The organism is Chitinophaga sp. RAB17, from assembly GCF_052114225.1.
Classification (GTDB): Bacteria; Bacteroidota; Bacteroidia; order Chitinophagales; family Chitinophagaceae; genus Chitinophaga.
Genome location: NZ_JBFREI010000005.1, coordinates 235,001 through 247,780, shown reverse-complemented (window position 1 = coordinate 247,780; position 12,780 = coordinate 235,001). Strand labels below are relative to the sequence as shown.

Sequence of the window (12,780 nt, the reverse complement as noted above, 5' to 3'; positions counted from 1 at the left end):
TTATAGAATCTTTTTGGTATCGGTCACGAATACACGGGTACTTACGGTATAGGTGCCGCCGGTGGGGTTGCTGTATTGCAGGTCCACATAAAAGGCGCGATAGCCGCTTGCCGGCAGTGGAGTGCTTACTTTTACGGTAGACTGATGTGCTTTACCCAGACTTTGTGATGCCCACTTGTCATTACGGAAGTCAAGATCGGGAGAATAGGCCGACCACAATATTACGTCTACCAGTTTGTCGGCGCTGGATTTTGCCGTGAGCTGGATTTTGCCGTGACGGGTTTTGGTGCTCCAGCTGCATTCAGGATATGTCTGCTGATTCAGTGTGGTACCAAAGAAAGCGCTCAGGCCTTCGAACGCATGTTTTTTGTCGCCCAGGTTATGCCCGGCGTTAGGGGTGTAGTTGAGCATGTTTTTGCCCGGGATACTATCCAGGTAATTTTTGACATTATCTACTACCCAGTATTCGTCATTGGTGCCCATGAATATCATCTTGGGCATGGTGAGTTGCTTACGGTAAGAATAGGGATCAATCATGGTGTTAATAGCCAGTCCGCCTTCGGTGTGTGCCGTTTGGGGAATACCCAGTTTTACATAATCTTCGATTTGTATGCTGTATTCATGCCATGTTTTAATCTGGTAATCCAGACTTACCGGCATATTTAATACATCAATGACCATAGGAGCAATGGCCGCTACGCGGGCATCATTTGCGCCGGTAAGCCAGGTGGTCCAGCCGCGCTTGGATGCGCCGGAAACCAGGAAACGGTTAATATTATGCAAGCCTTTTTCTTTTGTAAATGCCTGTACTACGTCCATAGCACGCACGGCACTTTTTACCATCGGGAAGAGGAGCGGCCAGGTATAGTCACCATCTTCTTTGAAGTTGTGAAGGGTAAAAGATATCAGGGCATCTTCCGTCAGGTTTTTAAAGAGCGGCTGATTGGGTGTTTGTCTGAGCACTGCCGTTACCGCATTGTTGGTGCCGGCTACTACCGCCATCTGCTGATACAGTTCATCCGTAGGTCCGTTCCAGTTAGGGAGGCCTTCTTTCACAGAACCGCCGGTGATAAATAGCAGGGCCCCATCATAGTTCACCGCAGGAGGAACAAAAACGGTGAGCTGATGCGTCCAGGTGTATTCCCGCCACTTTTGGGAAGTGAGCAGGATGCTATAAGCTTTAACATTATTGACCGTAAATGAATCTTTGAGCTCCCAGTGAAAGGAATTGTCTCCGTTATTCAGATAGCTTTTCAGGGCGGTGGCCGGCGTAACGGTTTGCTGGGCGGATGCTGCCGCCAGTAAAAGCAGGTTGACAAATAATGCGGTCGAGGTCTTTAAAAATAGTTGCTTCATATGCGGATGAGTGATTTAGCGTAATAAAAATAATACTTACCATGGTTTTCCGGTGCCCTGAATAATCCACGGCTTGGACCAGGGACTATTTTGAGGACCATTAGCGCCAAAGGAGGAATAGGTAGTTACTTCCAGCCGTTTCATGGCTTCGGCGATATTGGTTTTATTCAGGTTTCTTTCTTCCAGCATATAATACAGGCGCACGGGTACAACGGGACCTTTGGCATAAGGGCCTGCATGTAATGCCGGGTAACCTGTTCTTCTGTAGTCAGCCCATGCTTCTGTGGCGGCTGTCCAGCTGGCAATCCATTTTTGTTCAATGATCTGTTGCTGGGTATGATTGAATTTTACATTGGCCTGTGCAAGATAAGCTGCTGCACTGCTGCCAATACCCCAGGTATTAAAAGAGGCCTGTATGGCAGCTTTATAATGGGTTTCCCCGTCACCGGCAGCCCAACCTTTTACAGCGTTGGCTTCTGCTAAAATGAAATGTACTTCTGCAGCAGATATTAACCGGGCTTTCAGCAAGGGGCCTTTGGCCTGTTTGTAAATATCGTTCAGCCAGGATACATGCGGGTTCCTGGAACCCTGCGCAGCATCCGGACTTAAATTATATACGGCAGGGCCGGGGATGGCCGGTGGCAATCCAACATAGTTTACATCCTGGTTAATATCGTTTATGGTTAGCCCTTTAGAGGCGAGTACGTCCGGAGAAATATATCTTACTTTCCTGTTTTCGCCGGCGACTACCGTATCTGTCGGTTTATAAACGTTGCCGGTGCCGGGAGGTTTGGTATCATCTACCAGGAGGAAGCATTGTACTTTGTTAGCCCATACAGCCAGTCTCGGATCATGCAATGACTGTAAGGAAGTCACCAGCGTGTTACACATTTTCAGCCTGCGGTAGTTGCTGCTATCGGTATCATATACTACGTTGGCCGGCCAGGAGTCCGCGTTGCTGTTGCCGGGGAAAGACATGGTGGCATCATCTGCTGCATCGGTGATGATAGGAAACTGTGCAGGATCAGCCACTATTTTTTCAATACCAGCTTTTGCGATGTTGGGCAGCTTTTCTGACAAACGCATATAGTAGCGTAAGGCGAGGGAATTGGCCATTTTGCGCCATTTTACCGGGTCGCCCTGGTAATACACATCTACGGCATCAATCAGGGCAGGATAAGCGCTTTTAGGTTTAGAAAGCAGGGTATTGGCTTTTTCCAGGTCAGCCAGTATGCCGGTATAAATCGCCTGTTGAGGATCATATACCGGTGTAGTAGCACCAGCGCCCTGTTCACCTTTTAATGCCTGGGAATAAGGTGCATCACCCCACAGGTCGGTGATCAGTCCAAACATCATCGATTTCATGACCAGCGCAACGCCTTGCTGTAACTCGTTTTGCAAGGTAACGGCCCGGTCATATACCAGCTGATTATTTCTCAGGATATCGTAATAGGCGGTCCAGCTGTTGCTGCCTCCCCAGTCGTATTCATTGTGGGTGGTGGTCCAGCCATCTTTCTGTGTGTGTTGCATCACACCAGCCATATCCTGGTAGCCCAGTGTCACGATTTCTATGCCGGCCTGCGTTAATACGGTAGATAATACCAGGTTAGGATTGATGGTGGCGGGATTGGAGCCGTTGGGGTTCTCATTCAACTTCATCAGGTCCTTTTTACAGGACGACATAGAAGCACCTAACAACCCAAGGCAAAGTATAAATGATTTAGTAACTGTTTTCATGTTGCAGTAGTTAAATGAGCTCTTAAAAAGTAACATTCAGTTTAGCGCCCATTGGTATAGACCAGGGGGTGACATTATATCTTTCGATGCCCTGCATAAACTGCATACCGGAGCCCTGTACACTGGTAGACGGCTGGTAGGCGTTTTCCGGATCGATGCCGATTTTTGCAGCTGTCCACAGGATAATATTTCTGCTGTAAACAGCAATGCTGGCATTTTGTATTTTGGCAGAAGAGATCAGCTTCTTAGGTAACTCATAAGAAAATGATACTTCTCTCAGCTTCAGGTAAGAAGCCGGGAAGAGGAAAGCCCTGGCAAACGACCAGGCGGTGCTGCCAGCATAAGGAAGCGTAAGCGTACCTGTACCACCCAGGTTTTCCGTATAGCCGGTAGGGTTACCATTGGCATCATAGCCTTTGGCTCTCACCCCCGGAATAAATACACCACCATAAGGCAATACATAGGGCCCATATGCAAACGGATAGCCATTGTATTCCGGTGTAGGGCCACCCACTAAAGGAAATTTGTTACCGCTGGGTATGATCAGTTCATCCTGGTGGCTCACCAGGTAATCCCTGAGTTCCTGTCCTTTCATATTGCCAGGGTTGGTGAGTTTGTCGAGGAAAAGTTGCGAGTTCCCTTTTTCTTCTCCATAGCGGTAAGTCTGGGATACAAAATCACCTCCGTTTCTCCAGTCGAACGTCATGCTCAGCGTAAAGTTTTTATAGGTAATGGACGTTTGCAATCCCATGATAAAGTTAGGATTGAAGTTGCCGATTTTGTTGCGGGTATTGATGGCATCTATACTTTGCCATTTACCGGTATTGTCCAGCAATGGATAGCCATAATAGGGAGATGATTTATCGGTAACGGTCACCACCTGCGCATCGTAAATATCGCCGATGTCTTCTCCTACATACGTCCATGCGCCGCCTTTACCTTCTTCCCAGAGTGTATAGTAGGGGAGATCATTGGGCAGGGAAATAATTTTGGTCCTGTTCCGTGTGAAGTTGGCGTTGATATCCCATCTCCAGTTTTTCCGCTGCACCGGGGTGCCGCCAAGGGTTAATTCTATGCCCCTGCTTCTTAACAAACCAGCGTTGATGTTGCGGGAAGAATAGCCGGAAGAAGGTGCTGTTTTAGGACTGAAGATCTGGTTCTTATTTTCTACCATGTAATAGGTAGCGGCCATGCGTAAACGGTTTTTAAACAGGTTTACGTCCACTCCGCCTTCAAAGGAAGTGGCTATTTCCGGTTTCAGAAAAGGATTGAGCAGGTTGCCGGAAGTAGAGAGCCGGGGAATGTTGCCCCAGGCGCCTGCATTATATAAAGTACCTAACAGCTGATAAGGAGCGGCATCATTACCCACCTGGGCGGCGCCACCTCTTACTTTGATCATGTTAATATTATCGGAGGTAATGCCTGCCATTTCATTCACCAACAAGCTAAGAGACGCAGAAGGATAAAAATAGGCGGCTGCTTCAGGTAAAGTACTGGACCAGTCAGTACGGCCGGTTACGTCCAGGTAGGCCATGCCCTTATATCCCAGATTGATCATGCTGTAGATGCTGTTTACACCTTTTTCATACATGCTGCTGCTGTAGTTCAGATTTTGCGGGGCAATGTTCTGGATGGTATATACACCTGGTGTATTCAATCCGGTGCCGTCTTTAGTAGAGGTAGTAATATTTTTACCTGTCTGATAGCGTTTGTTTCCTCCCACAGAAATGGAGAAGTCAAAATCGCGGATATCTTTTTTGTAGGTTAACAGCAGGTCGATGTTGCGTTCATAGTTATTGATATTGATAATACCGTATGCGCCACCGGGATTGTTCAGGTAGCTGTTGGAAATTTTCGTTTCTCTTTTTTCACCATATGTATCAAGGGCATATCTGGCCATGAAGCTGAGGGAGGGCAGGATTTTCCAGTCGGCTCTGATGTTACCGAATACACGGTCTCTTACAAATCCGTTCTTCACTTCATTGGCGAGGAAGTACGGGTTGTTGAATACGCCGTTGGCTTGTGTGCGCTGTTGCAGCCCTTCCTGGCCGGGCATCCAGTAGTCTCTGAGATCACGTACGTCGATGTGGGGAGAAATACTGTATACTGCCTGCAGTGGATTGGCGCCTCTGTCGCCGGCCGGGCGGTTATTGGAATTGGTGCGACTGAAATCTATGTTGGTACTGAGGCTTAATTTTTTGTTTACCTGTAAGCTGGAGTTTAGGTTCAGCGCATTTTTAAACAGGTCAGTATTAGGGATAATGCCTTTGTTGGTCATGTTGGCATATCCCACACGATAAGCAATTTTGTCGTTGTTGTTAGCGAGGGAAACGCTGGTGGTGGTCGTCATGCCGGTGTTGACAAAATTTTTCACATTGTCTTTGTGTGATACCAAAGGCATTGGTATCGGTTTGCCATTTTTATCTTTAGGACTGTTCCATTGTACTTCTTCATAACCCATATCCAGCTCCGCACCGAAGGTGCCATCAATATTTTCTGATATCACGGTGCCAAAAGGGTTGGTGAGTAAATTACCACTACGGGAAACCGGGATGCCGGAGAATTGTCCGGAGCCAAATTTGGTTTGCCATTTCAGGAATTTATAAGGAATGTCAAATACTGTGTTGATAGATGCATTCACTGTGGCGCGGTTCACTTTTTTACCGGTTTTGGTGGTGATCAGTACTACACCGTTACCCGCGCGGGAGCCATACAAAGCAGCCGCACTGGGGCCTTTCAGTATGGTGACGCTTTCGATGTTGTCCATGTTAATATCGGAAATGGCGTTGCCATAATCCACCATATTATCTTTACCAATCTGGCTGATGTTATTAACGGTGTTGGCAAGGGGTACACCATCCACTACAAACAGGGGTTGGTTATCACTGCTCAGGGAGGTGGCGCCACGTATGATCATGCTCACAGAGGAGCCGGTACCACCTGTAGCATTAATTGTGACACCAGCTACTTTACCGGACATCGCATTTAACAGGTTTTCCTGGGTGACACGGTTAAATTCTTTGCCGCCCAGTTCTTCTACGGAGTAGCCCAATGCTTTCTTTTCTCTTTTAATGCCCAGCGCGGTGACCAGTACCTGTTCTAACTCTTCTACTTTTTTTTTCAGGACTACGGACAACGACAACTTGCTGGAGTCATTGATCGTATAGCCTTTGAGGGTATCTGTTACGTAACCGATATGCGTGAAGATGAAGCGATAGGGGCCGCCGGCGGGTAGTTTCGCAAACGTAAAAATACCTTTTTCGTTGGTAGTGGTGTTGGCCAATACATTGTTATCTGCATTTTCTACTCTTACCATCACATGGGCAAGGATTTCAGTATTGTCACTTTTAATAATTCCGATGGCAGCAGGATGTGTGTTTTGCGCCAGCAGGCTACCTATACATAAGTGCGATAATAGGAGCAACCAAATCGTTTTGGTGGGACGATCTTTTCGGGATGGTCGGATGTTTACACGCATAATATTTCATTTTTAGGCAAAAGGAATCACTGGCAGCCTTTTCAGGCCGCAATAGCTATAGTATGGACTGTTATGTTCTGCTTATTGTGTTATGTAAATAACATTGTTTGTCTGCTTAATGGTAAGGTTGTTTAACGTGGCGATGGTAGACAGAAAATCGGTTAGCGACTCTTTGCTACTATCGAAAACTCCTGTAAAGCTCATGTCTGTCAGCGTACTTTCCTGGCACTGAATAGTGATCTTATATTTTTCCGACATTAACCTGAAAATATTTGCCAGCGGCTCATTGCTGAAAGTAAATATTTCTTTTTCGGGCTTCACCGTTATTTTTTTGTTGGCGGCCACCAGTGTTTTATTCACCTGGTTGACAACAGCGACCATTTTAACCGGATCAAAGGACAGGTCCTGGCCGGGTAACAGGTAGGTGGTTTTTATCCCTCTACTGCCCGATGCGCTGTCTGGTTTGATCATTACCTTGCCGCTGATCAGTTGCACCCTGATAGGGCCTTTACCGGCGCCCCAGGCGGTTACTTTAAATACGGTGCCCAAAGCGGTAGTACCCAGGTTGCCGGCATACACGGTAAATGGTTTTTCTTTGTCGGGAGCAACTTTGAATAATGCTTCTCCCGTTAAAAAAATTTCCCTGCCGGTAACTGCAAATGATGGCAGGTATTTTATCCGGCTGCCTGGCGCCAGTTCCACCACACTACCATCTTTTAAACGGAGCGGCATTATTTTCCGGGTATTATTCACCTGTTGCTGATACACGGTGGGTGCAACAGCCGGCTGTGCTACCGGAATAGTGGCGGCTACTGTTTTTGCGGGCGCTTTATCATAACGGCTCCATAAGAAGCCGGTGAAGGCAAGACCCAGCACGGCGGCAGCGATCCATTTATAGTAGATTGTTTTTACCTTTTTTTGTTGATACGTACGACTTTCAATGACGGCCAGCATTTTGTCGGAAACGGCTGTTGGTAAAGCATTATCCGGATGAAATGAATGCCAGCTTTCTTCTGTTAACCAGGGTTGTAAAGCTTCCGGGTGCTCCGCGAAATATGCGGTGACTGCCTGCTTTTCTGATTCATTGCACTCGCCCCGAAAAAACTTTTCAAGTAATGTTGCTGGATGCTTCATATCTATGTATTCGTTTGAAAACAGTAAATCCCTCACTGCTTAACAATTAGTAAATATTGGAAGAAGAAAAAAAGGTCAGAGGAGATGGGATACCATCGCGATGAGTAATAACAACAGGGAGTCTTTTAACTGCCGGATAGCCCGTACAATGTGATTTTCAACTGTTTTTGGGGAGATGGACAACTGTTTGGCTATCTCTTTATGTGGAAGTCCTTCAAAGCGGCTTAGTTTAAACACATTTTTCCTGATGGGAGATAATTGTTCAATACTGTTATATACCCGCTTTAATTCTTCTTTCACGGTAAGGTCTGTTTCCATATGCCAGTCCGGTGTTTCGCGGACCATCGACTCGGTATGCCTGTTCCTGACCTGCTGCTTCCGCAGGAGGTCTGTCATCACGCTTTTGGCTATACGGAATAGCTGTGCAGAGATATTAAAATTTGTTGATAGTTTTTCCCTTCTTTCCCAAAGTAGTATGAAAGATAACTGTACAGTTTCTTCAGACAGGTAAACAGAGTGTGTACATTTCAATACGTAGAAATAAAGTTTTGAATGATATTGTTGATATATCATTTTAAAACTTTCGATATTTCCATTCTTTATATCCTGTACGATACTTTCCATAATGATCGCAAATATCTAATGGACCTAAACAAGATACAAGGAATTACTGATTATATTATTGTTATTTTAACCCTTCCTTACTTCTTCAGTTTCAATACCAACGGTGCAGTGGCTACTCCTGGAATAGTCACTGTAATTGACAGATCGAGGGTAGAGTCGCTGACATTTTMCATCCAGTGCGGATCGTTATCACCCTTTTGGGAAGTCAGTAAAAATACCGCGTCATGTACATCCAGTTTCCAGGTGCCTGCGTTGCCGGCAGTGGGTAGTATCAGTTGCGTACAACCAGTAATGGCAAAGTTGCCGTCGGCGCTAAACTGGTAGCTGTTTGTTTTGGTGCAGGTAAATAAAGCACCTGCGGGACCCAGCAGTGGCGCTAATGCAATAATGCTGGTACCTGCAGGAATATTTTGTCCGCCCAGCTTTACGGGCACTGCAAAAACAATATCCTTTTGTTGCCAGTTACCCGCAATCTGTCGGTATTTCTGCGATTTTTCAGGAGTAGCATCTTTATTTTTTTTACAGGACACTACCAGCAGATGTCCTGCTGCCAACAGTATGAGTGCTTTTACAGGTATAAAATTGCGCATAACTTTTTTAAGTTAAATGATAGGGATGATGAATTGGTGTGGAAGCTTCCTGTTATGTATTCGTTTGGAAATGGGAAATCCCTCACGGGGTAACAATTAGTTCATAAAGGAATTACGAATTAGGAATTACGAATTACGGGATTATATAGGAGATGTACGCGTTTACAATCTCTTATATAATCCCGTAATTCGTAATTCCTAATTCGTAATTCCCTTTATTCGTATAACCATACTCTTAATAACGAAATCAACTGATCCACATCTACCGGTTTGGTAATATAATCAGAGGCACCCGCATTGATGCATTTCTCCCGGTCACCTGTCATGGCTTTGGCGGTAACGGCAATGATCGGCAGGGTTTTATACTGCGGTATCTCGCGGATACGGCTGGTGGACTCATAGCCATCCATTTCCGGCATCATCATATCCATGAGTACAAGATCTACCTTGGGCCCTTCTATGAGCTGATTAAGGGCCTCTTTTCCATCTATGGCAGACAATACTTTCAGTCCGTGGGCTTCCAGTGATTTTGTCAGTGAAAAGATATTACGTACATCATCGTCTGCCACCAGCACCGTTTTATCTTTCAGTATTTCACTGAGTTCGTTCATTTTTTTGTACGGGGAAGTGCCTGTTTCTTTTTTAGTGTTTTCTACCAGGTGCAGGAACAGGGATACCTCATCCAATATGCGCTGATAAGAATGTGCCGTTTTAATCACAATAGAATCCGCATACTGCTTGATGCGGAATTCTTCTACGTGAGATAAATTTTTCCCGGTAAAAATGATGATAGGCAAATTCTCAAAACCAGGTGTCTTTTTCACTTCTTCCAGCACATCATAAGACCCCTGGGTAGGGATGCCCATATCTAGGATCACACAGTCCACTTCATTACTGTTCAGTGCTTTTAATCCTTCGCCCACGGTGTTCTTTATTTCCGTGGAAATATTGAAGCTTTCGAGGAAATAGGCTAAGCCCTGTGCATGCTTTTTATTTTCTTCAATGATCAGTACTTTTTTAGGATGTCTGCTAAGTGCCTGTTCAATTTTCTGGAATACTTCGCCGAGCTTTTCTATGGCTACCGGCTTATTGATGAAGTCAACAGCGCCCCGGGAAAGACTCCTGTTTTTTACCTCATGGGATGACATAATATGAACGGGAATAGGTCGGGTAGCGGAATTTGTCTTCAATTCTTCCATGACTTCCCAGCCACTTTTTACAGGTAATTCAATATCCAGTAAAATGCCCAGCGGGAGGAATTGTTTGGCCAGTTCTACGCCTTCATCACCACGTACTGCTACAATGCCTTTGTAGCCGTTTTGCCGGGTGTAGTTGAGCAGGGAGAGGGCAAAGCCGGTATCATCTTCTATGATCAGGATGATTTTATCACCCGGACTGATCTGATCTCTGTCATCCGGAATGGCCGCAGGAATGCGGGATGAAATATATCGTGGTTCTTTAAGAGCTGGTGTCGGTACCTTTTCCGGTGTTGAATTTAATGGGGTGAACGCGACCGGTGCTGTTAGCGCAACATCTTTTTCCAGCGGGATGTTCAGCGTAAAAGTGCTGCCTTTCCCTTCTTCGCTTTCCAGGTAAATTTCGCCACCCAATAGTTTCGCCAGTTCCCGGCTAATGGAAAGTCCCAGACCGGTGCCACCGTATTTTCTGCGGGTAGATCCGTCTGCCTGCTGGAAGGCTTCAAATACGGTGCGCTGTTTATCTTTGATGATACCAATACCGGTATCTTTTACGGCAAAGGAAATGCCTTGAGCGGTTGGGGTAATCTGTAAGGTAACGGTGCCCTGGGCGGTAAACTTCAGCGCATTTGAAATTAAGTTGCGAAGGATCTGCTGCAGTCGTAAATGATCTGTTTCTATCATTTTGGGCAGCTCACTATCCATTTCCACTAAAAATGAAATGCCTTTATCTCTGGCTAATGGTTCAAAGAGGGACTTCATTTCTTCGCCGATTTCTTCCAGCGTTACAAAGTTGTATTCCAGCTCCATTTTTCCTGACTCAATTTTGGAGAGGTCGAGGATTTCATCAATGAGGGTAAGCAAACCGTTGCCGGAGCTCTGAATAACATGCGCATATTCTATCTGCTCGCCGGTGAGGTTGGCGCCATGGTTTTCAGATAAGAGGCGGGAGAGGAGCAGGATAGAATTCAGGGGCGTACGCAGTTCATGCGACATATTTGCCAGGAATTCGGATTTATATTTTGTGCTCAGTGCAAGTTCTTCCGCTTTAGTCTGTATTTCCATGTTGCGTTCCAGTATCAGCACATTGTTGTCTGCCAGCAGGCGGCTTCTCTGTTCCAGCTCCTGGTTGGCTTCCTGCAGTTCTTCCTGTTGTACGCGCAGCTCTTCATCAGATGCCTGTAGTCGCTGTGCCTGCGTTTCCAGTTCGGCATTGATATTTTCCAGCTCATTGTGCTGCGATTGTAACTCTTCCGATTGCGCCTGTGTTTCTTCCAGTAATACCTGTAAACGCTGATGATCCCGGGCACTGTTGACCGCAATGCCGATATTGAACATGGCGGCTTTCAGGAACTCCACAGTAATAGGACTGTAGGGTTGCAGGGAAGCGATTTCAATCACCCCTTTTAAAATTCTTTCATGAAAAACAGGCAGGGCGATGATACTATCGGGTTGCAGGTTGCCGCCGGTGTATTTAACCACCATGGTGTTGGCTGACACTTTTTCCAACAGGATTTCCCTCCCGGATAATCCACTCTGTCCTGCTATGCCTTCGCCTAATAACAGGTTCGTTTTGACGTTACTCTTATTGAGCCCTATGCTGGCGGAGAGGGATAATTCATTTTCTGTTTCCAGCAGGTAAAAAGCACCTACGGGAGAGTTGGTATAGGCAGTGAGATAGTCAATGACCTGGTGTGTGAGTATGCCCAGTTCTTTTTCCCCGATCATTTTTTCATTCAGGGCAGCAATGCCGGCCTGTAGCCATTCTTTATCGGACAAACTGGTAAAAGAAAAATCCAGGGAGGCAGCCATTTTATTGAGTGCGCCGGATAATGCCCCCAGCACGTCTTTGCCTTCATCACTTACACGGATCTTATAATCACCGGCAGAAACTTTGTCCGCAATATTTTGGATGATATTGATGCGATGTGTTGTTTCTTCATCTTTCTGTTGCAGTTCCTGTTGTAATTTTACCCTTCTGTCGAAATCACTGTTCACTCTTAAGAAGGAAACGATCGTTACGAGGATAGACAACAGCGAGGCCAGTAATATAAGGATGGAGGTATAAGACGCGAACTTGCTCACGGTGCCGGTGCGGTTATTCAGGAGAACTTGTTCGCAGTCCTGCATTTGCTGTACCAGTTTCCTGGACTCATCCATCTGGGCTTTACCTGATCTTAAATCTTCCAGTGAAGGTGCGATGCCTGCTTTTTTATCATCGATCAAACGTTGAAGCTGTACCAGTCTTTTCGTGGAAATATCCCGCAGTTGTTCTAATGACTGTTGCTGAACAGGGTTATCAAGCGTCATTTCCTTGACTTCATCCATGAGCTGATTGGCTTTTTGAGCCGCATTGTTGTAAGGCTCCAGGAATTCTACCTGACCAGTCAGCAAATAGCCTCGTTGCCCGGTTTCTCCGTCTTTCAGCACGGAGAGGACATTGCCCAGTTTAGTAATAACTGAGTTCGTATGATTGACCCAGTTCTGGCTTTCGAGCAAATTGCTGATGCTCATGAAAGACGCAATGGAACTGATGATCAATAAAAAGAGGGAAATACCGTAGCTAACCAGTAAATTTCTTTTAAAAGCAGTGTTCATCTAAATGTAGTTTGTCTCAATAATAATGGCTGGTGAAATTTTACAGTTGTAGATATTCATGGTGGTT

At 45.8% G+C, this 12,780-nt stretch carries 7 protein-coding genes; all 7 read right to left on the bottom strand.

Annotated elements, in window-relative coordinates; translation table 11 throughout:
* The 7 genes from AB4Z08_RS18820 to AB4Z08_RS18790 all read right to left on the bottom strand — a co-directional run bounded on the left by AB4Z08_RS18820 (position 1) and on the right by AB4Z08_RS18790 (position 12,713).
* Positions 1 to 1,356, bottom strand: a complete 1,356-nt coding sequence (locus AB4Z08_RS18820) for a PhoPQ-activated pathogenicity-related family protein (RefSeq protein WP_441575310.1) — start codon at positions 1,354 to 1,356, stop codon at positions 1 to 3.
* 36 nt (positions 1,357 to 1,392) lie between these two features.
* Entirely contained in the window at positions 1,393 to 3,093 is a 1,701-nt protein-coding gene (locus AB4Z08_RS18815) for a SusD/RagB family nutrient-binding outer membrane lipoprotein (protein WP_441575309.1), read from the bottom strand.
* Positions 3,094 to 3,115: 22 nt separating this feature from the next.
* Positions 3,116 to 6,571 carry a SusC/RagA family TonB-linked outer membrane protein gene (locus AB4Z08_RS18810; protein WP_441575308.1) on the bottom strand — a complete coding sequence of 1,152 codons (3,456 nt, stop codon included), beginning with the start codon at positions 6,569 to 6,571 and terminating at the stop codon, positions 3,116 to 3,118.
* 81 nt (positions 6,572 to 6,652) lie between these two features.
* Complete coding sequence (locus AB4Z08_RS18805; RefSeq protein WP_441575307.1) at positions 6,653 to 7,705, bottom strand: FecR family protein; 1,053 nt, start codon at positions 7,703 to 7,705, stop codon at positions 6,653 to 6,655.
* Positions 7,706 to 7,780: 75 nt separating this feature from the next.
* On the bottom strand, positions 7,781 to 8,329 hold the full coding sequence (locus AB4Z08_RS18800) for an RNA polymerase sigma factor (RefSeq protein WP_441575306.1): 549 nt from the start codon (positions 8,327 to 8,329) through the stop codon (positions 7,781 to 7,783).
* A gap of 77 nt (positions 8,330 to 8,406) precedes the next feature.
* Entirely contained in the window at positions 8,407 to 8,919 is a 513-nt protein-coding gene (locus AB4Z08_RS18795; RefSeq protein ID WP_441575476.1) for a hypothetical protein, read from the bottom strand.
* Between the two features lie 215 nt (positions 8,920 to 9,134).
* Positions 9,135 to 12,713, bottom strand: a complete 3,579-nt coding sequence (locus AB4Z08_RS18790) for a response regulator (protein ID WP_441575305.1) — start codon at positions 12,711 to 12,713, stop codon at positions 9,135 to 9,137.
* Positions 12,714 to 12,780: the final 67 nt, after the last annotated feature.

Bases quoted from the DNA above. Each gene is read 5' to 3' on its own strand.
- AB4Z08_RS18790 (WP_441575305.1), bottom strand. From the start codon at position 12,713: ATGAACACTGCTTTTAAAAGAAATTTACTGGTTAGCTACGGTATTTCC.
- AB4Z08_RS18810 (WP_441575308.1), bottom strand. From the start codon at position 6,571: ATGCGTGTAAACATCCGACCATCCCGAAAAGATCGTCCCACCAAAACG.
- AB4Z08_RS18815 (WP_441575309.1), bottom strand. From the start codon at position 3,093: ATGAAAACAGTTACTAAATCATTTATACTTTGCCTTGGGTTGTTAGGT.
- AB4Z08_RS18800 (WP_441575306.1), bottom strand. From the start codon at position 8,329: ATGGAAAGTATCGTACAGGATATAAAGAATGGAAATATCGAAAGTTTT.
- AB4Z08_RS18805 (WP_441575307.1), bottom strand. From the start codon at position 7,705: ATGAAGCATCCAGCAACATTACTTGAAAAGTTTTTTCGGGGCGAGTGC.
- AB4Z08_RS18820 (WP_441575310.1), bottom strand. From the start codon at position 1,356: ATGAAGCAACTATTTTTAAAGACCTCGACCGCATTATTTGTCAACCTG.